This window comes from Streptococcus australis ATCC 700641 (genome assembly GCF_000186465.1).
GTDB lineage: Bacteria > Bacillota > Bacilli > Lactobacillales > Streptococcaceae > Streptococcus > Streptococcus australis.
This window is the reverse complement of the sequence record NZ_GL636091.1, coordinates 786,372-807,059: the sequence shown is the minus strand read 5'-3', so window position 1 is coordinate 807,059 and position 20,688 is coordinate 786,372. Positions and strand designations below refer to the sequence as shown.

The 20,688-nt window shown below is 43.8% G+C and carries 18 protein-coding genes; 6 read left to right on the top strand and 12 right to left on the bottom strand.

Annotated elements, in window-relative coordinates:
• The first annotated feature begins 50 nt into the window (after positions 1 to 50).
• From pabB to HMPREF9421_RS03735, 5 genes are all read left to right on the top strand, one after another.
• A complete protein-coding gene (gene pabB / locus HMPREF9421_RS03755) occupies positions 51 to 1,781 on the top strand; it encodes an aminodeoxychorismate synthase component I (RefSeq protein ID WP_006595655.1) in 1,731 nt (576 codons plus the stop codon).
• Entirely contained in the window at positions 1,778 to 2,392 is a 615-nt protein-coding gene (locus HMPREF9421_RS03750) for an alpha/beta fold hydrolase (protein WP_006595654.1), read from the top strand. Before pabB ends, HMPREF9421_RS03750 begins: the two co-directional genes overlap by 4 nt.
• A 276-nt stretch (positions 2,393 to 2,668) precedes the next feature.
• The gene (locus HMPREF9421_RS03745; RefSeq protein WP_006595653.1) at positions 2,669 to 2,854 is read left to right on the top strand and encodes a hypothetical protein; all 186 of its coding nucleotides are present in this window, start codon (positions 2,669 to 2,671) and stop codon (positions 2,852 to 2,854) included.
• Between the two features lie 12 nt (positions 2,855 to 2,866).
• Positions 2,867 to 3,775: an ABC transporter ATP-binding protein gene (locus HMPREF9421_RS03740; RefSeq protein ID WP_006595652.1), complete on the top strand. Its 909-nt coding sequence runs from the start codon at positions 2,867 to 2,869 to the stop codon at positions 3,773 to 3,775.
• Between the two features lie 54 nt (positions 3,776 to 3,829).
• The gene (locus HMPREF9421_RS03735) at positions 3,830 to 4,582 is read left to right on the top strand and encodes an ABC transporter permease (protein WP_006595651.1); all 753 of its coding nucleotides are present in this window, start codon (positions 3,830 to 3,832) and stop codon (positions 4,580 to 4,582) included.
• 20 nt (positions 4,583 to 4,602) lie between these two features.
• Here the strand turns inward: HMPREF9421_RS03735 and HMPREF9421_RS03730 are convergent, their stop codons facing one another.
• The 7 genes from HMPREF9421_RS03730 to HMPREF9421_RS03700 all read right to left on the bottom strand — a co-directional run bounded on the left by HMPREF9421_RS03730 (position 4,603) and on the right by HMPREF9421_RS03700 (position 13,483).
• Positions 4,603 to 5,490 (bottom strand): sensor histidine kinase, encoded by an 888-nt coding sequence (locus tag HMPREF9421_RS03730; protein ID WP_006595650.1) that lies wholly within the window; start codon positions 5,488 to 5,490, stop codon positions 4,603 to 4,605.
• Positions 5,490 to 6,179, bottom strand: coding sequence for a response regulator transcription factor (locus tag HMPREF9421_RS03725; protein ID WP_040803219.1), 690 nt, complete (start codon positions 6,177 to 6,179; stop codon positions 5,490 to 5,492). Before HMPREF9421_RS03725 ends, HMPREF9421_RS03730 begins: the two co-directional genes overlap by 1 nt.
• Before the next feature lie 137 nt (positions 6,180 to 6,316).
• Entirely contained in the window at positions 6,317 to 7,756 is a 1,440-nt protein-coding gene (locus HMPREF9421_RS03720) for a 6-phospho-beta-glucosidase (RefSeq protein WP_006595648.1), read from the bottom strand.
• Positions 7,757 to 8,086: 330 nt separating this feature from the next.
• Positions 8,087 to 9,238, bottom strand: a complete 1,152-nt coding sequence (locus tag HMPREF9421_RS03715) for an iron-containing alcohol dehydrogenase (protein WP_006595647.1) — start codon at positions 9,236 to 9,238, stop codon at positions 8,087 to 8,089.
• A 614-nt stretch (positions 9,239 to 9,852) separates the two neighbouring features.
• Positions 9,853 to 11,628: a pyruvate oxidase gene (gene spxB / locus HMPREF9421_RS03710; protein ID WP_006595645.1), complete on the bottom strand. Its 1,776-nt coding sequence runs from the start codon at positions 11,626 to 11,628 to the stop codon at positions 9,853 to 9,855.
• Between the two features lie 336 nt (positions 11,629 to 11,964).
• On the bottom strand, positions 11,965 to 12,597 hold the full coding sequence (locus tag HMPREF9421_RS03705; protein ID WP_006595644.1) for an SGNH/GDSL hydrolase family protein: 633 nt from the start codon (positions 12,595 to 12,597) through the stop codon (positions 11,965 to 11,967).
• Positions 12,598 to 12,649: 52 nt separating this feature from the next.
• Positions 12,650 to 13,483, bottom strand: a complete 834-nt coding sequence (locus HMPREF9421_RS03700; protein ID WP_006597162.1) for a Cof-type HAD-IIB family hydrolase — start codon at positions 13,481 to 13,483, stop codon at positions 12,650 to 12,652.
• 249 nt (positions 13,484 to 13,732) lie between these two features.
• Here HMPREF9421_RS03700 and HMPREF9421_RS03695 point away from each other — a divergent pair, with 249 nt between their 5' ends.
• Positions 13,733 to 14,608 carry an AraC family transcriptional regulator gene (locus tag HMPREF9421_RS03695; RefSeq protein ID WP_006595642.1) on the top strand — a complete coding sequence of 292 codons (876 nt, stop codon included), beginning with the start codon at positions 13,733 to 13,735 and terminating at the stop codon, positions 14,606 to 14,608.
• Positions 14,609 to 14,700: 92 nt separating this feature from the next.
• Here HMPREF9421_RS03695 and HMPREF9421_RS03690 read toward each other — a convergent pair whose 3' ends face one another.
• From HMPREF9421_RS03690 to HMPREF9421_RS03670, 5 genes are all read right to left on the bottom strand, one after another.
• Positions 14,701 to 16,383, bottom strand: a complete 1,683-nt coding sequence (locus HMPREF9421_RS03690) for a MutS-related protein (RefSeq protein ID WP_006595641.1) — start codon at positions 16,381 to 16,383, stop codon at positions 14,701 to 14,703.
• A gap of 18 nt (positions 16,384 to 16,401) precedes the next feature.
• The gene (locus HMPREF9421_RS03685) at positions 16,402 to 17,679 is read right to left on the bottom strand and encodes a CapA family protein (protein ID WP_231911651.1); all 1,278 of its coding nucleotides are present in this window, start codon (positions 17,677 to 17,679) and stop codon (positions 16,402 to 16,404) included.
• A 236-nt stretch (positions 17,680 to 17,915) separates the two neighbouring features.
• On the bottom strand, positions 17,916 to 18,851 hold the full coding sequence (msrB, locus tag HMPREF9421_RS03680) for a peptide-methionine (R)-S-oxide reductase MsrB (RefSeq protein WP_006595639.1): 936 nt from the start codon (positions 18,849 to 18,851) through the stop codon (positions 17,916 to 17,918).
• Positions 18,852 to 19,132: 281 nt separating this feature from the next.
• On the bottom strand, positions 19,133 to 19,462 hold the full coding sequence (locus HMPREF9421_RS03675; RefSeq protein ID WP_231911636.1) for a helicase BlpT: 330 nt from the start codon (positions 19,460 to 19,462) through the stop codon (positions 19,133 to 19,135).
• 148 nt (positions 19,463 to 19,610) lie between these two features.
• On the bottom strand, positions 19,611 to 20,546 hold the full coding sequence (locus HMPREF9421_RS03670; protein WP_006597158.1) for a dihydroorotate oxidase: 936 nt from the start codon (positions 20,544 to 20,546) through the stop codon (positions 19,611 to 19,613).
• Between the last annotated feature and the right edge of the window lie 142 nt (positions 20,547 to 20,688).

Genomic DNA, 20,688 nt, shown 5'->3' with positions numbered 1-20,688 from the left:
CTTTAGAACCTTATCTACCTTTTTCCCTCTATTTTTGATATACTCAAAGCATGCACAAACAAACGATTATTGATTTTAAAGAGCTTGGATTGAGACACCTTTTCACCGAGCCCATAAAAGAATTAAAAACCAGAGACCTCGACCAGGTAGAGGCTCTTCTAAGAGAGGTAGAAGCCTATCAGGAGGCTGGTTTTTATGCCGTTGGCTATGTCAGCTATGAAGCCGCTCCTGCTTTTGAGAAAAAATTAGCCGTCCACCCAGCACCTCTCATGGGGGAGTATCTCCTCTATTTCACCATTCATGAGGAAGTCGAGACCCTTCCTTTCCCAGAGGACTACGAGGCTGTGGACCTTCCAGCCAATTGGCAGGAAGAGGTCGAGGCTCCTACCTACCAAGAAGCGATCAAGACCATCCATCACCACATCCGCCAGGGAGACACCTACCAAGTCAACTACACCGTCCAGCTTTCTCAAGAGCTAAAGGCTGATCCTTTGGCCATCTACAACCGACTAGTGGTGGAGCAGAAGGCCCATTACAATGCCTTCATCCAGCACGATGATGTCGCCATCCTCTCCATTAGTCCTGAGCTCTTTTTTGAACAAGAAGATCGTCTATTGACCACGCGCCCCATGAAGGGAACGACTCGTCGCGGTCTCACCAACCAAGCCGACCTCAAGGAAGCCGCTTGGCTAGAAGCAGATCCCAAAAATCGGGCGGAAAACATGATGATTGTGGATCTCCTGCGCAATGACATGAATCGGATTTCGGAAATTGGAAGTGAGCAGGTGACCCGCCTCTGCCAAGTCGAGCAATACTCCACCGTTTGGCAGATGACGTCGACCATTGAAAGCCGCTTACGCCCCGAAGTGGACCTAGTCCAAACCTTTCAGGCCCTCTTCCCTTGTGGATCGATCACAGGCGCACCGAAGATTTCTACTATGGAAATTATTCAACAGACAGAGATTGCTCCTCGTGGAGTCTACTGTGGCACGATTGGGATCCTTCTTCCAAGAGGGAAACGGATTTTTAATGTGGCCATCCGGACCCTTCAAATGCAGGGCACCAAAGCTATCTATGGAGTTGGTGGTGGCATCACTTGGGATAGTAAATGGGAAGGCGAATACCAGGAAACCAAACAAAAATCAGCTGTTCTCTATCGACAAGAGCCTCGATTTGAGCTCCTGACGACTGGTCGCATCCATCAAGGAGAGCTGACTTTCCTAGAGCAACACCTGACCCGTTTGAGAGAGGCCAGCCGCTACTTTGCTTATCCTTTTAATGAGCCAAAACTCCTGAACGACCTTCAAGAAGAGCTCACTCATTTGGATCCTTGCCTTGACTACCGTTGTCGCATTGCCTTGCAGAAAAACGGAAGCTTCCAACTGACAATCACCGAGCTAACAGACTTGCCAGCTAGCTATCTACAGGCCCAATTGACCGAACAAAAGCTTGATCTAGCAACTCCGTTTACCTATTTCAAGACTAGCCAGAGAAATCATCTAGCAGCTAAACATCACGAGCAGATCTTCTATCTGCCTGATGGCAGCTTGTTAGAAACGACCATTGGCAATCTGGTCCTTGAGATCAAGGGCAAGCTCTATACCCCACCAGCTCACCTCCCTATCCTCGACGGAATCTACCGCCGCCATCTATTGGAAACTGGACAAGTAGAGGAAAAACTATTGACACTGAAAGATTTAGAAGTTGCTGACAGAGTCTATGCCTGCAATGCCCTTCGTGGCCTCTATCCACTCGATTTCACAAGAAAGGACTCAGAATGAAACTTATTTTTTTACATGGCCTAGGCCAGGATGCTCACTCTTGGCAAAAAGTCCAAGATACACTTTCCTCCTTGCATTCTGAATCTTTTGCTATTTTCTCCCATGCAAGCGAAAGCTATCAGGAGGCCAAAGAAAGATTGACGGAGTACCTCCAACAAGAAAGCGAACCCTTTATGCTGGTCGGACTCTCACTGGGAGGCGTTCTCGCTCTCGATCTCTCCAGCCAAGACTTGCCACAACTCAAGGGTTTGGTGCTTTCAGGGACTCAATACAAACTCAACACCAATCTCCTCTATCGGCTCCAAATTCTCCTTTTTCGTCTGATTCCCAAACATGTCTTTGAAAAGCAGGGTGCCAATAAACAGCACATGTTGCAAATATTTACCGAATTAAAAACCCTCAATCTAACCGATACTGCAAAAACTTGTCCTCTTCCTAGCTTAGTGATTTGTGGCAGCAAGGATGGGTCCAATCAGGCTTCTTCTAAAAAGTTGGCAAAACTTCTGCCCAAAGGTCACTATCAAGAAATCGCAGATGGAGGCCATCTACTCAATACTCAGAAACCCCATGAACTGGTAGAAGCCATCAAGAAGTTTGTTGGTGAATTTTAATAGGAACCAGAGGCTGGGCATAAAGTGTCCAGTCTCTTATATATGATAGTTATAACTGCAAGACGCAGTAGCTGATTGGCATCTTTGTTCGCCTTTTAAGCTCCAAAGATGACCTAATCAGCCTTGCGGGGGTGGGACAACGAACGATTTTTAGTCAAAATTCGTTCTGTCCCACTCCCGTTTTTTTTAGAAATATTTTAGAATTACTTGATAGTTATTTGAAAAGCAAGCTGTATACTAAGAGTGTAAAGAAAATAACCAAGAAGGAGTTCACTTATGAAAAAGAAACTAATGATTGTCGCCATCGCCTCTATCATTGCTCTTAGCGTCTGGAGCCTCGTACATAACGATTTTAACTTTGAGGTCACATTCAACGATAGTCAAACAAATTTTATAGAGCATAGCTACGAGCATGAAGCCTACGGAATCGTTTTCGATTTGCTAGAAAATAAGCTGTACTAAGGAGAAGAAGCCATGGAAAAAGTATTAGAAATTAAACACTTGAGCAAAAAATTCGGTCAACAATACGCCTTAAATGATGTGAATCTGACTATTCGCAAAGGTGACGTCTACGGCCTGATCGGTAAGAACGGAGCTGGGAAAACCACCCTCATCAAGGTCATCACCCAGCTGATTCAAGAAACTGACGGAAGCGTCTCCCTCTTTGCTTCTTCGAATCGCTCCCAGTGGACGCAAGCCCTGAAACGTGTCGGATCCGTCATTGAGAGTCCCGTGGCTCACAAGCATATGACCGCTTATCAAAACCTAGTCTACTATTGCAAGGCACGCCATATCCCCAATCCCGACCAGGTCATCAAAGAAACCTTGAACTATGTTGGCCTGAATAATACGGGTAAGAAGAAATTCCGTGATTTTTCACTGGGGATGAAACAACGGTTGGGAATTGCCATCGCGCTCATTGCCAAGCCCGACTTCCTCATTCTAGATGAACCCATCAATGGCCTTGATCCGGTCGGAATCAAGGAGTTCCGTCAGATGATCAAGCGACTCAACGATGAACTCGGCATGACTATCCTCATTTCCAGTCACATCCTCTCTGAACTCTATCTGGTTGCCAATCGTTTTGGCATTGTCGACCAAGGACTCCTGATCAAAGAAATTAGTAAGGCTGAATTCGAAGAACAAGGCGAAGACTACATCATCCTCAAGACCAATCAACTAGCCCTTGCGAGTCAATTGATCCAAGATCAGCTCCATCATCGTATCAAGGTCATCGATAAGGATGGAGAAATCCATATCTTTGGACAGACTCACGATATTAAAGTCATTGTCAAAGCGCTCGTTCAAGAGGATATTGACGTGGATGAAATCTACTATGCCCGCCAAGATCTGGAAAAATTCTTTACGGACTTGGTAGACTAGTCAACCTACCGTCTTGCATTACTTATCCCACATATTTCATTTAGGAGATTTATCATGTTGCATACCATTCAAGCAGATTTTTACAGACTTTTTCGCTCTAAAGGTTTTTGGATTACAGAAGCTATTCTCGTTCTCAACATCCTGTCTGGAGTCATCTTTGGAGCTACCGGCCACGTCGGCGTCAATACGGAATCCAAATTACCCCAAGCGACAGAAGTTTGGACGGGCTTTAAAGCTTTGACCAACTACTCTTCCAGCATCAGTGTGACTATCCTCTTTACCATTATTGTCATCACCTTGGTCCTGGGAACAGACTTAACGCAAAACTTATACAAGAATAGTCTGGCCTATGGCGTTTCGCGCACCAGTTACTACTTTGCCAAAAGCGCCGTTGTTCTGACCATTGCTCTCTTCCAATTTCTTGTTTCTTATGGTCTCGTCTTCTTGATCGCGACGCTCTACAATGGACTTGGCACCATGCCAGAGCACTTCCTTGCTCATTTTGGACTGACCGTGCTGATTCAGTTCCTTTCCACCTTGGCTTGGGTCAGCATCATTTCCTTCCTTCTTTATGCCAGCCAATCCATCACCTTGGCCTTCGTTGGCTACTTCATTGGAAATATCCTCTTAAGCCTTCCTGCGCTCTTCCTTAAAGATATTGATATTCTCCACTATCTAAACTTGGAATTCCAATATTCCATGGTACAGAGCACAACAGCAACAACCAACACCCTCTCGATCGCCCTTGGATTCATCCTTGTTTTCGGCTTCCTAGGACTGGCTACTTTTAAACACAAAGATTTATAACAAAAAGACTTGAGCAGTGCTCAAGCCTTTTTTCTTAGTGTAATGGTCAAGATAAACCAGTCTGCCTCCGTTGCCAGTTGCAAGTCCCCGCCTAAGATCTCTACAAAATTTTGAATGATATAGAGACCCAAGCCAGATGACTCTTCTGTATCCGAGAGATTTTCAGAGTAGAATCGACTAGCCAATTGGTCTAAGTGCTGGATCGGTTGTTGCACAATATTGCGCAGCTCGACTCGAATCGTGTCCGCGTCCGACATTAAGGTCAAGCGAGCCTGATCCTTTCCATGCTTGAGGACATTACTGAGCATATTTTGCAAGAGGCGCTCCCAAAGTTCCGGATCCGTAGCATAATGAAGATGCTCTTCTAGCTCCACCTCTAAGGCAATCCCCGCTTCGGACAAGCTGTCATAATACTGGAACAACTGCTGGGTCAGGACTTGGCTGAGATTAACGTCTGTAAGCCGAGGCTGAATAGCTCCCTCCATCAAGCGTCTGTATTCCAAGAGAGATTCCAAGCGTTTTGAGACGACTTGAAGATTGGAAGCAATTTTCTTCAGCTTTTCCTCTTCCTGCGTCCCACCTTTGATGATTTGTTGGGTATAGCCCGACGCAATGGTCAAAGGCGTCCGGATATCGTGAGCAATATTACTGATGGCCATATCCAAGGTCTTTTTCTCTTGAAAGGCAATCCGATTGGTCCGCTCGATCTGATCAAAGAGATCACTGACCTGCTTGGTCAAGGCGACCATTTCTTTTTTTGAAACATGTGACGTTAACCGCACCCCACTCCCATTTTGGAGCTTCTTTTGAATTTGCTCCTGCAAATCTTTGAGAGCAGAGAGTAGGCGAAGGTAGCCAAGTCCCAAGAGAAGGACAAGGACGACTAGAATTAGAACCAATCCCCACATTACTTGTCTCCTTTCAAGCGAACACCCAAGCCCCAGACGGTTTCAATGTAATCTTCATTAGGATCAAGTTGGGCAATTTTCTTTCGGAGATTGCTCAATTGGGCATTAAGTGTATTGTCTCCAGGCAGATAGACTTCTTCCCAGACCGCCTCATACAATTCTTCCTTGGTGAAAATCTTCTTTGGATGTGCCAGCAAGGTCTCAAAAATTTGAAATTCTTTTTTGCCCAAGCGAAGCGTCTGTTCGCCAGACTCCAGTTCAAAGGTTTCTGGATTCAGGACCAAATTCTTAAAGGACAGCTTTTGCGACGCTTGAGCTTCCTGTGCCGGAGAGACGTGATTTCGCAACTGCACCGTCACCCGAGCCGCCACTTCGTCCAGATTAAAGGGCTTGACAATATAATCATTGGCACCGGCAAGGAGGTACTGGCTAATGAGGTGTTTATCCCCAAGAGCGGTCATCATGATGACCGGCACTTGACTCTGCAAACGGATCTCCTCCAGGACCTGATCGCCATTTTTCCCTGGAAGCATAATATCGAGAAGGACCAAATCAATGCTTTCTTGCTGGAAGAGTCGCAACCCTTCTGTACCTGAAAAAGCCTGAAGGACCTCATGGTCTTCACTTAAGAGACTGTATAAAATTTCTTGGATATCATTATTATCCTCGATTAATAAAACCCGCGCCACTTGCCACACTCCTTTTTCCTTTGAACTCCAAATCATTTCTATTCCTCTAGCCTATCAAATAAAGGGTCCTTCGTCAATGAAAAATGCGAAGAAAACACTCGATCAAGAAGAACATTCCTCCTAATCGAGTGTTGAATTTAATTAACAGAAGCTCCATTGGTCGCAATGACTTCTTTGTACCAATAGAAGGATTTCTTACGTGAGCGGGCTAAAGTTCCTTTTCCTTCATTGTCCCGATCAACATAGATGAAGCCGTAGCGCTTCTTCATTTCTCCAGTCCCGGCAGAGACCAGGTCAATACAGCCCCAAGTCGTATAGCCCCAGAGGACAACACCATCTTCGTTAATGGCATCTCGCATGGCCTTGACATGGGCAGCAAGGTAGTCAATCCGGTAATCATCAGCTACATAGCCATTTTCATCTGGAGTATCCACTGCACCAAGACCATTTTCCACGATAAACATCGGCTTTTGATAACGATCCCAGATGGTATTGAGGGTGATGCGGAGACCAAGAGGGTCAATCTGCCAACCCCATTCCGAGCTTTCTAGGTAGGGGTTCTTCAGAGAGGCAAAGATATTGCCCGCTGTTTTCTCCCTTTCAGCTGGATCACCTGAAGCGACCCGACTAGCATAGTAGGAGAAGGAAATAAAGTCCACCGTATGCTCTTTCAATAATTGAAGGTCCTGCTCGGTCATCTCAACCGTGATTCCCTGACGCTCCCACTCTTTCTTAGCATAGTTTGGGTATTCCCCACGCGCCTGCACATCGATGAAGAAATAGTTCTTGCGGTCTTCTTCTAGACCAGCCCAGACATCTCGCGGAGCACAGGTATGCGGATAGTTTGGTCCTGCTGCCAACATACAGCCCACCTTATTGTTCGGGTCAATTTCATGAGCAAGCTTGGTGGCAATGGCTGAAGCAACTAACTCATGGTGAGCCGCCTGGTATTTGACTTGCTCCTCATTCTCCCCTTCTTCAAAGCAAAGGCCCGCTCCCATAAAAGGCGCATGGAGGATCATATTGATCTCATTAAAGGTCAGCCAGTAGTTGACCAAGCCTTTGTAACGAGTGAAGAGCGTTCGGCAGAGGCGCTCGTAGTATTCCAACATCTTGCGACTACGCCAGCCACCGTACTCTGTAATCAAATGCATGGGACAGTCAAAGTGGGTAATGGTCACCAAGGGCTCAATGCCATACTTGTGGCACTCCTTAAAGAGGTCTTCATAGAACTGTAGACCCGCTTCATTTGGCTCCAATTCATCCCCTTTCGGGAAGATCCGAGACCAGGCAATGGACAAGCGATAGGTTTTAAAGCCCATTTCCCCAAAGAGGGCAATGTCATCCTTGTAGCGATGGTACATATCAATGCCATCTTTAGCCGGGTAAAAATAGCCCTCTTCAAAGTCGAACATCTTTTTCTGACCCGTAATAATCGCATGACGATCAGGCCCAATCGGTACCACATCCACATTGGCCAAGCCACGGCCATCTTCATTATAAGCTCCCTCACATTGGTTAGCAGCCGTCGCTCCACCCCAAAGGAAACCATCCGGAAATTGAAGTTTGTCTGTCATCTCTCTACCTCACTTGATTTGATAGGTCTATTATATCCCTCTTTAACCCGAAAGTCTTACAACATCCTAGGAAAAACTGATACTATTCTAATATTGTTTCTGTTCGCATGCAACACAAAAAGACCGGATGACTCCGATCTTTCCTTTGTTATTCATAACGCTTAGTGATTATAAAACTACTTCCAAGAAAAAGCAGAACAAAGATAACTTTGACTTATATAAAGCATCGTTTAGCATCTGTGTCCAAAAGAGCTCCTCCTGTAAGAAGTAAAGCCAGCCTTATCTACATTAGCAAATTATTCTTTTCTATTTCCCTAGCTATGCTAACCATTAAAACAACTCTTTATAAAAGGCAATTGTTTCTTCCAAGGTTGGCATAAATGGATTTCCTGGAGCACAGGCATCAACGAGGGCATTTTTAGAAAGGTATTCAAAGTCAAACTCTTCTTCTTTGATATCTAATTCTGTCAATTTTTTAGGAATTCCAACGGTCTCAGATAATTTCTCAATTTCAGAAATGGCGTATTCCGCACACTCGGTATCTGATTTCCCTTCTGTATGAAGTCCTAGAGCCTTGGCCACATTACGAAAGGCGGCCGGTACTCGCTTAGCATTCTCACGCTCAACAACAGGAAGCAACATGGCACAGCAAACACCATGTGGAAGGTGGTAAACCGCACCTAATTGGTGAGCCATGGAGTGCACATACCCCAACCCCGCATTGTTAAAGGCCATTCCTCCAAGGAAAATAGCATTCACCATAGCTTCACGTGCTTCAATATCCTGCCCATTTGCCACCGCACGTGGTAAATGTTCTTTGATTAATTCAATCGCTCCAATAGAAAGTTTTTTGGTAACGTCATAGGCACCTGGTGTAACCAAGGCTTCAATGGCATGAGTGAGGGCATCCATACCTGTCGCTGCTGTTAAATCAGCTGGTTTTGAAAGCATCAGTTCAGGATCATTGACAGAGACAAGAGCTAAGCTATTCTTGTCAACCATGACCATTTTAACCTTTCTTTCTTCGTCCGTAATGACATAGTTGATGGTAATCTCTGCAGAAGTTCCCGCAGTTGTGTTGATTGCTACAACTGGAAGTCCCTTTTCTTTAGACTTATGAAGACCTTCATAATCCTGTGGTTTCCCACCATTTGTGGCCATAATAGAGATGCAGCTTGCTGCATCCTGTGGAGAGCCCCCACCAACTGAAACGATAAAGTCACAGTTATTTTCTTTTAACACAGCTAACCCATCATAGACATTCTTACATGATGGATTTGGATCTACATCCTCAAATACAACATACTCGATCCCATCTGCTTCTAAGGGAGCTGTTACCTTAGGCAAAATATCGCTGGAAGCAATGTAGTGGTCTGTGACAATCAAAGCTTTCTTGAAGCCCAATTCCTTAACGTGACTTCCAAATTCGTTGATCACTCCACGACCGATAAGGTTGACTGCTGGTACATAAAAAACTGACATTTCTTTTTCTCCATTCTTCTTATGTTGATATAATTATAATACTCTAACGAGTTTTAATCAACTATTTTGTGATTTTTTTAACAAAATTTTATTTGATAGAAGGGAGGTCGCACCTCCCTTATCATCATCATCTTTCACTGCCCTCTCTCCAGTCTACATCCAAGAATCCTAGGTGCAGTGTAATAGTAGAGAATCTAGCACTTTCTTCTAATTCTTGATCTGTGATTTCTTATTTCATGACTCCTCCATTTACCAGACAAGAAGGGATAAGTGACATTTTTCAAACAGATGAATAAAGAACAGATCAATCAAAAACTTAAAGGCCAGATATTAGCATGAACAAAAAGAAACGACTCAAAAAAGATCGGACCAATGAATGGCTCCGATTTTTTTCTCTATTAGTAGGTTTCTCTCTATGAAGTCAATTAATAAACAAGGCGGAACCAAGTTTGATGGCAAATCCTTGCTCATCAAACTACGAAAAATCCTTTGGGACTTTTTCTAGGCTCCGCACTAGATTCCATCATTGAAAATTAAGGTTTCAATGATGAAATCATCGGCAGTAACCTAATAAAGAAGTCTACAAATTTATCTTTGATTTTCGACGAGAGGAATTATTTGATTGCGCGTGATTGCAATCCTTCTTCTTCCAAGAAGAGACGGAATGGTACAAGTTCTTCAGCTTCGTATTTTTCCTTAAATGCTTTGATAGCTTCTTCTGAGTGAAGTTTTGGATCCAATTCAAGAACTTCTACTGGAAGTGGACGGTGTTGTGTGATGCGCGCATCGATGACAACTGTTTTACCTTCTTTGTTCAATTTAACAGCTTCTGCAACAACTGAATCGATATCTTCGATACGGTTTACAGTGAATCCAACAGCTCCTTGTGCTTCAGCAATTTTAGCATAGTCAGCATTTGTGAAGTCTACACCAAACAAGTGTTTGTTTGTGTCTTCATATTTGTTTTTGATGAAGGCATATTCATCGTTTGTAAAGACAACGTTGATAACTGGAAGGTTGTATTGAACGTTCGTAATCACGTCTGGGTAAACCATGTTGAAGGCTCCGTCACCCATGATGTTCCATACTTGGCGATCTGGGTTGTCCTTCTTGGCAGCGATACCACCAGGGATAGCGATACCCATTGTTGCAAAGAGTGGAGATGTACGCCACATGTTCTTAGGTGTCATGTGAAGGTGACGAGTTGATGTTTGAGTAGAGTTACCGACATCGATTGAGTAGATTGCATCTTCATCAGCGTATTTGTTGATAGCGTTGTAAACTTGGTACAATTGAAGCGCACCCTCAGTTTTACCTTCGAGTTTGTTCATGTAATCGCGCCAGTTTTGGTTGTTCTTCACGTTTGCACGCCACCATGGAGTAGACTCAACTGGGTTTACCTTATCAAGGATAGCTTGTGCTGCTTGACCTGCATCACCAAGGATAGAAGCGTCAAGAGCGTGACGTTTACCAAGTTTGTAAGGATCGATATCCACTTGGATGAATTTTTCAGTGTTCTTGAAGGCTTCGTAAACTTCAGCAAATGGGAAGTTTGAACCAAGGAAAAGAACTGTGTCTGCTTCAAAGACCACTTCGTTGGCTGGTTTCCAACCAACACGGTAAGCAGAACCTGTCAAACCTTCGTAGTTCCATTCGAACGCTTCGAAGTTTTTACCAGTTGTGATGATTGGTGCTTTGATTTTACGTGACAATTCGGTGATCACTTCACCAGCTTTCACACCACCGTAACCAGCGTAGATTACTGGGCGTTCAGCATTGTTCAAGATTTCAACTGCTTTGTCGATTTCAACTTCGTTCAAAGCAGGAGCGATGAATGAACGCTCGTATGAACCTGATCCGTAGTATGAGTTTTCGTCGATTTCTTGGAAACCGAAGTTTACTGGAATTTCAACTACTGCTGGACCTTTTTTAGAAACTGCAGCACGGCAAGCTTCGTCAATTACTTTTGGCAATTGCTCTGCGTAAGCTACACGTTTGTTGTAAACAGCGATACCGTTGTACATTGGGTTTTGGTTGAGCTCTTGGAAGGCATCCATGTTAAGCTCGTTGTTTGGACGTGATCCAAGGATCGCAAGGAATGGAGTGTTATCCATCGCTGCATCGTAAACACCGTTGATCAAGTGAGTTGCACCAGGTCCACCTGAACCAACTGCAACACCGATAGAACCGCCAAATTTAGCCTGCATAACCGCTGCAAGAGCACCTGTTTCTTCGTGGCGAACTTGCAAGAAACGGATATCTTTGTCTTCAGCCAAAGCGTCCATTAATGAGCTAAGTGTTCCTGATGGGATTCCGTAGATAGTGTCTACGCCCCATGTTTTCAATACGTTGAGCATTGCTGCAGATGCAGTAATTTTCCCTTGAGTCATAATGATAACTCTCCTTCAATAAAAATAATTGTCAGTCTTTGAACTGAATTCGACAAAGAGTGAAAACGTTTCAAATAACTTTACTATATCAATTTATCACGTTTTATTGTCCTTGTATAAGAATATGCTCACTGAACGCCTGGAACTATTACATAACAAAAAGCAAAAATCTGTTCTGTTTCCATTAACTATTTTATAACAGAAGTCAAAAAACTGCATAAAAACAAGGTTTTTGCTTGTTATAAAATTGGTACAAAATAGAGTACTTCCTCAAACTGTTATATGGAAAGCGTTAAAAAATCCTAGCTGGAAAATCATTTCCCTTGCTAGGATGGGTTATATTTCGTTTTGAAGAGCCTTACTCAAGATCCTGTATCCTTCAATTGTTAAATGAAGGCCATCTGTTGTATAAGCCGGTTTGAGCTGACCATCCTCTCCAAGCAAATGGTCAAAAACATTGATAAATTCAACATTTATCATCCCTTGCGCCAATTCGTGGTAGGCCTGGTTCAAGGTCTGAATCTTCTGATTGGTCCGGATATAGACCGTCCCCTTATAGGACTCTCCCTCATTCACAGGAAGAACCGAAACGAGTTTGATTTGCGCCAAAGGCAAGAGTCGTACCATCTCCTGCAGGATGATGCTCATGTTATCGATGGTTTCTGACAGGGGCATTTCCTTACCGATATCATTGCTCCCAATCAGCAAAAAGACCTTGTCCACTGCTTGCCCAAAAATATGGGCATCTAGATGCTCTCTTAAGAGGTCTGTCTTGTAGCCTCTGATACCCCGATTCACCATATACTGATCCGTCAAAAGCAACTCCTGAAGAGGATAGTATTCGATGATAGAGTCTCCTATAAAAAGTATATCGGGTTCCTTCAAAGGATTTTGATTCAGCTCTCGGTAGTTCTGTTGTATTTTTGCCTGTTCTTTCAACAGCCAAGTCTCCAATAATTGTACAGCCATAAAGACTCCTTTCGATTCGTATGGTAAAAACTGTGCAAGGTAGGATACTCGCCTAGTCGAAACTTAGTCTTCCGTCCAAATAAGCTTCGATGATTTCATATACCCCACCTTCTTGATGAGAGGGCGCTATATAGCGGGCTACTTTCCGAGCATGGGCATCCGCATTTTCCATTGCATAGGAATAGGTCGCTAACTCAAGCATTTCCACATCGTTTTGACTATCGCCAAATGCCATTAGGCGACCTCCATCTACGCCCCAGCGTTCTTCCAAGAATTGAATGGCTGTGGCCTTATTGACTTCCGGTTGCAGAATATCAATAGCTCCATAGCCACTAGCTGCTGGAAGCAGGCGCTCCCCAAACTCTTTTCGCAACTCTTGCACAAAGGCTTCGACTTTTTCAGTGTCAGTGACAACACTTAGCTTCAGAACCTGCTCACCATGCTCTTTGGTCAGATCATCCACAAACCGCATCCGTTTGTAAAAAACAACTGCTAACTCCGGCGTCATCAATTGCTCTAAAAGAGGAAACTCTGTTCCTTTCTTGGCATAGCCTCCCGATAAGCTACTAACGACCAGATGGAGTTCTTCTTCTCGACCTTCTAGATACTGCAAGACCTCCTGCACTAGTTCTTCCGACCAGCTACACTCTCGGATAAGCTTTCCCTTTTCTAATATCCGTGCCCCATTGGCCAACACCAAGGTGACGCGATCTTTCAGCTCTCCCAATACATGAGCCATACGGCTATAGCCATTCCCTGTCGCAATGACAAAGGGAATCCCTCTTTGGTCTAGCTGATCCAAGATGCAGCTCAAACGCTCACGGTCAACCTCTCCTTGCTCGTCCATCAGAGTACCGTCCATGTCTGTCGCAATCATTTGTAACATACCGCCACCTCTTTCTACCTTTTCCCTATTATACACCATTCCCTCATCATTTTGGAGCCTTCTCTCCCACAAGCGCTCCCTTTTCGCCTTCCTTAAAATTTTAGAAATTCCACTGAATCCTCTTTAATTTTTGGTCCAATTTTATTATAATATAGATAGTAGATTTTCCCTGTATGAAGTAACTAGCGGACCCTCTCTCACACCTAGTCAAAGCGTCTGCTACTCCCGAAAAAGATCTAAGAGGTAGGCATGAACACAAAGACCTTATACCGCCAAACATCCTTTACCAATAGCGATTTCCCTTTTTCAATTAAACAGATTAGCACTCAAAATGGCCAACCGGATATTTTATTTCATTGGCACACTGATATTGAGATTATTTATGTCAACGAAGGGACTGCTCAATTCCATATCGATTATGAATATTTTAATAGCCAGCCTGGTGATATTATTTTGATCCGGCCCAATGCCCTTCACTCCATTCATCCCATCCAGAGTTCTTCCCATACCATGAATGTCCTCCATTTTAATCTAGACCTGATTGGGATTACCCATAAAAACATTGCCACTCTAAAATATTTACAACCCCTCTACAATGGTGATTTTGAATTTGTTCGACGCATCCAAGCCCAATCACCCGGTTACGAAAAAATCAAACAGAGCCTCTTGACCTGTATGGCAAACGGAAGAGAACAAGGCCCCTTCTATGAACTCCGACTCAAATCCCAGCTCAATGAACTCCTCTATCTCCTCTTTTCTCACCACTATATTGTCGAGAAGAAGTTTTCAACGGATGCTTATCGGAGAGAAGAAAAAATTCGTTTGGTCCTCGACCATATTTCGAACCATTACCAAGAGGAGCTCATGATTGAGCACTTAGCAGAATTGTGTCATTTTAGCCCGACCCACTTTATGAATTTCTTTAAGAAACAATTAGGGATTTCTTGTATGGAGTATATCATCCAATATCGGCTGAAAAAAGCTGCCCATCTCCTCCAGCATTCCGATCTGGCAATCATTGATATTGCGAGCCAATCTGGCTTCAACAACCTCTCAAACTTTAATCGCCAGTTCAAAAAATACTATCAGGTCACTCCAAGCCAATACCGAAAAGCTTGTCTTTAACCAATAGATCAAATAATAAAAGCACATGAAACACAAGTGAAGTTTGCGTTTTATGTGCTTTTTATTTTTTACAACAGAAGGTCTGATAAAGCCTAGCGACCTTCCTCTTTATCACTCAACATTCTATTTAAAGACCATTTCCCTGTCTTTTCATATTGTCCAATTAATTCTTGGGAAGTTTGAGTGATTTCTGAAGGAAAATGGAGGCTTTTTAATGTATTGACCGCATTCTTCGTTACTGCAGCTCCCTGCTTTATCTGATAATCAAAGACGATTTTCCCGTCAACATAGCGACTATCGAAATGATAATTATCATTTACTGCACCAGATGCCGCAACTAGCTCAATATCATGGCTCGAAATCATATACAGGCAATCGTGTCTCGATAGCCAGCGGACAATGCCCAAGCCAGACCCAATTCGCTCAATGGTATTGGTTCCCTTAAAGAGTTCATCGATAAAGAAATAATGAAAGCCAGACTTTTCCAGACTCTCAATCATTCGGAGAATCGTTTTGCTCTCTGTAATAAAATAGCTATCTCCAATCTCAATATCATCGCTGACATCCATAGAGGTCATGACATGTCCATAAGAAAGCTCCAAACTTTCGCCATAGGCGAAGCCCAAGCCCTGCGCTAAAATACAGTTAATGGCTACCATTTTCAAATAAGTGGATTTCCCTGAGGCATTATCTCCACTGATCACCATATTTTTTTCAAAACTAACGTCATTAGCAACCGGATCCGTTAGTAAAGGATGGTAGATCCTCTTACCTTTGATCCCTCCATCTTGTTTAAAATAGGGATGACAGACCAATTTACCATCACGCTTATGGCGTAGAAGGCTAATAGCTACTTCCAATTCCCCCAAAAGATTGATTGTTTCCTGCGCTTCTTTCTGATGAGCCCTCACTTGCTGATAGATATAGATCTGGGCAATCTGCGGAATTAAGAAAAGAAAATTAAGGTAAATCAGGATAATTTCCATCTCGGAGCTTCCTGTTGGACTTTGTAAGATGCTGGAAATGACTTTCGTCTTCTTAAATGGTTGGACAGCCTGTTTGAGTGCTTCTTGTTTCGGAAGCGCTAAACGACTCAACTTTTCCGCTGAAGCAAAGATGCGAACCAGGTAACTAACTTGATCCAAGCGCATTGTATTCGACCAATTCCGAACGCTCGAAAAAATGATATTAAACGTCACACTCGCTATCAAGACTGACAAGGCTTGAATTTTAAAAAACGGAAGAAAGAAAAGAGAGAGGACTGGCAAACACGCTAAAAAAATATAGAGAGAAAGATAGATCCTCGAATCTTGCTTCCCTGGATTCGCCACAATACTTCTAGCCATATTGTGGTTCTTTTTTCCTAACTGGTTCATAACAACCTGAACCTTCAGACGAAGATCCGGGTGATGTTCAAAGAAATCTTCTAACTCCTGCAAAGATGCATCTGGTTGAAAGTTTAACAAACGCATCTTCTGATACAAGGCCTCTGCCCCAATACTAGACTGTGTATGGTTCAGCTGATCAAAGACTCTATGCATGTCTAAATCATGCCAAGTTTGACCATCCACTTGACTATCTGTTGGTTGTAGTGTAGATGCCAAAAGCATCGTTTCCACTAAACTCTCTTCACTATCATTTTTTATAAAAAAAGGTTTTCCCTCCCAAGCCTTGGCTAAATTTTTTCTCAGACGAATCGTTGCTATCCGATTTGTTAGAACCATAATGATGATCAGTCCAACAAATCCAATTGGTAACCATCCAAGTTTATCCATTTCTTAATCCGCCCCTTCCTACTCCCAATTCAAATTCACACGTTCTTTCACTTCCTGGTAGGCTGTATCGACACGCACCTTTGTTTCATCATCCAATTGATCCCGATACTTGCCTCCTTCAATCCAGTCCTCCAAGATATAGGTCTGGAAATGATAGAGTTCATAGCCTTCAGGAGAATAACTGTCCTTTGGCGTCCGGTTGACCCAAGTAGGATGAGCTGCGGCCGTTTTGATCCGTGTCTTGCGCCCTACCTTCTCAATAGTTATATCCATCAGGACACCCCGTTCAGTCCATTGGGCATTGTCTATCCCTTCCATGGTTTCCATGCGCTGGTTGGAAAGGAAATTCCCCATAGAATAAACAATTAATTTCTGTTGCCCATCCTTATCCACAATCTCAGCAGGTTGGACGACGTGAGGATGGCCACCCAAGACAATATCAGCTCCCCAAGAAATCATCTTATGGTATAGTTCCTTTTGTTCCTCTGTTGGCTCTAGGTCGTACTCAATTCCCATCTGTGGCATAACGATCGTAAGATCTGCCTCCGTTTCAGCCTTTTGGATTTCCTTGCGCATACGTTCCTCGTTGAGGTCCGACAAACGATTGTCATAATCTTCTTGATCTAAATAAGCTTCCATCCCATTAAAGCCGTAGGAATAAGCCAAAATTGCAATCTTGATTCCATTTACTTCCTTGATCAGGATAGGGGCTTGGTCTCGCGTCTCATGCGGATAGACACCAACCGTTTGGATCCCTGCATCTTCAAAGGCCTTGGCCGTCGAAAACAGTCCTTCCAAGCCAGAATCGAGGATATGGTTATGCCCCAGGTCCATCACCTGATAGCCTGCATCCTTAATCGAAGCAACGACCGCACCAGGGGCATTGAAAAGTGGATAACCCGAAAGTCCATAATCCGAATTGATGGTTCCTTCAAAATCTCCCAAGACCAGATCCCCTTGCTTCAACCATTCCTGAGCATAGTGATAATTCTCAGAAAAATCATAGCTTCCATCTTCCTTGGCGGCGCTCATGTAAATCAAGTCATGGTAGAGTTGATCTCCATTTGCCATGATCCGAGCCGTATGCGGTAACTGATCCGGATGAATTTCTTCTTGCTTTTCAACGACTTCCGGCATTTCTAGCGCTGTAATAGGAAAACCATTCCATTTTTGAACCCACAAGACCAGATTTGCTGCCGCAAATACTGTAATCAGTAAACCGTAGACAAACTGTTCGTTGGTCAAGCGAAAAGCAGTCACCTTTCCCAAGCCAATATCAAGCCATTCATTGAGCATCCTGAGGATATCTTTCCCGAGCTCACTCCATCTCTTTAGGAGATCCTTCCAATTCTTCATTTTCTTCTCTTCCTATCCATTTCTCTTGCTCTTGCCAAAGGCCCCTCCGTCATCTGTCAGGCCTTTTTTTCATTGTAACACAATTTTGACAAAAGAAAACAGACTGACCTAAACTTCCATGTATAGATAAATGGAGGGACTAAAAAGAGGGCTTACACCCCCTCTCCATCATTCTTTTAGTGCATCTGCTTGAGTAGATCCCCGTATCCCTCTACCTCCATCTCCTCTTTAGGAATAAAGCGCAGAGAGGCCGAATTGATACAGTAGCGAAGGCCACCTTGCTCTCTTGGCCCATCGGTAAAGACATGACCGAGATGGACATTGCCTGAGCGGGAACGAACTTCAATCCGCTCCATCCCGTGGCTATGATCCTGGTAATAATGAATGACATCTTTGGCAATAGGGCGAGAGAAACTCGGCCATCCACAGCCAGACGCAAACTTATCCTTGGCAAAGAAAAGAGGCTCTCCAGTCGTAATGTCCACATAGATTCCCTCTTCAAAGGTCTGGTCATAGGCATTGTGGAAAGGTCGCTCTGTCGCACTCTCTTGAGTGACTTGGTACTGCTCCTCTGTCAATCGTGCCTTTAATTCCTCTTGACTGGGCTTGGGATAGGTTGCTGGATCAATCAAGGGTTGGTCAGCATCCGTCACATCGATATGGCAATAGCCCCCAGGATTCTTCTTGAGGTAGTCTTGATGGTAGTCCTCCGCCAAAATATAGTGGCGCAGGGGTTCTAGTTCAACCGCTATTTTGCGTCCCAGTTGCTTCTCTTCTTCCGCAAACACTTGGGCGATCACCTCACGGTCCGCATCGTCCAGGTAATAGACACCGGTCCGGTACTGGCGACCTCGATCATTTCCCTGCTTGTTCATGGACAAGGGATCGATCACCCGGAAATAGTAGAGCAGAATCGCTCGTAAGGAAATCTTATCTGGATCGTAGATGACTTGTACGGTCTCTGCATGATCCGTTTCCTTGATCAGTTGGTAATTGGTCGTTTCTACCTGGCCATTGGCATAGCCCACCGTCGTCTTTTCTACACCCGAGATCCGAGAGAAATACTCCTCTAAGCCCCAAAAACAGCCACCTGCTAGATAAATCTCTGCCATCTTTTTTCCTCGCTTCCTGCATTCCCTATGTGGAACGCTTGACATCTATTAGCTCCATCATAATCTAAGAGCCTCAGATTTTCAAGCATTCCGCATCAAAAATCCCTTCTACTATACTAGTAAAAGGGATAAAGGCACTCCCACTTATTTTTCAAATAAGAAAAAGAGCGAGTAACCAAGATTACGTAAAGATACTAAAAACTGATGGAAAAAATCATGCATGAGAGACATATCCCACACCTCCTCTCAATCTCTGACCTTCTTAAGCACCGTTGCCAAGATTAAAGAAGCACCGTTGGTCCATACACCTGCAACTGAGGCTTCACAACTTCATAATGCCAATGATCATAAGCTCGCCAGACTTGATAGGCCTCTTCACTCAAACCGAGCTCACCCAGGCCAATCAATAAACTGGTACTTTGATAAAATTTTTCCAACTCAATCAACAGGCGATTGTCTACCTGTCTTGCCTTCACTAAAACTTCCAAAATATGATTTAGATTTCCCTCAAATCGAAGGGCATCTGGACTGGTTTTGCATTCCCTAGAAAAGGCTGTTTGGAGAGTTTTGATCATGGTCTTTGCCTCTTGAATCACATCCCTTTCTCCCATAGCAATCACCTTCCTTCTCACCTCCATTGTACACCTTTTTCTCTCTATAAAAATGGAAAATCTTTAAAACTAGGAACAGATTCTCTCTCTTGACAAGAATCCATAAAAAATCCCCAAGTATCCACTTGAGGAAGTTCTTTTCGAAGGATTAGTCAATGTAGTGCAGTTTCCCACGGAAGTCTTCTAGACTTTGGTAGCCTTTTTCTTCCATGATGTCTTTGAGTTCCGCAGTAATGCGCTCGAAAGCCCCTACTCCTTCTTTATGAAGTGTGGTTCCGATTTGCACCATACTAGCTCCACAAAGGATATGCTCAAAGGCATCGCGACCGGTCAAGACGCCACCTGTCCCCACAATCTGAATTTCTGGATTCAACCGTTGGTAAAAGGCATGGACATTGGCCAGAGCCGTTGGTTTGATGTATTCGCCACCAATCCCACCAAAGCCGTTCTTCGGACGGATCACAACGGATTCATCCTCGATGTAAAGGCCATTTCCAATCGAATTGACGCAATTGACAAACTTGAGCGGGTATTTGTTAAAGATCGCTGCAGCTTGGTCGAAATGAACGATATCAAAATAAGGTGGCAACTTGATCCCAAGAGGTTTGGTGAAATAGGCGAAGACCTCTGACAAGATCCGATCCGTCGTCTCAAAATCATAGGCGATCTGAGGTTTTCCTGGGACATTGGGGCAGGAAAGGTTCAATTCAGTCAAACCTTTAAAATCACTTTCTTGCACCTTTTTCAAGATGATATGGGTTTCCTCAGGAGACATGCCGACAAGAGATAGGAAGAAAGTCCGATCGGGATCTGTTTCTTGCAACTCCAATAGGTAATTCAAATAATAGTCCAAGCCTTGGTTAGGTAGCCCCATCGAATTGATTGAGCCCAGTGGGACATCTTGGTAGCGTGGCTCTGGATTTCCAGAACGGAACTCCAAGGTAGCTGTCTTGGTCACAAAGGTCCCAGCAGCCGAATTCTTCACTTCTTCTAATTCCTCAGTGGTCATACAGGCCACACCTGCCGCATTCATCAGGCAGTTGTCAAATTCAAAACCAGCAATTTGCGTCTTTGTCGATACCATCTTCTTCTCCTTAAAATGAATTCTTACAGCCATTATAGCACGAAAAGAAGGATTCATGGCTAGAAAACTAAAAAAGAACAAGGATCGTCCGGAAATAGAAAAAATTACCATAAATGTTATCCATTTATTTTCTATATAGAGG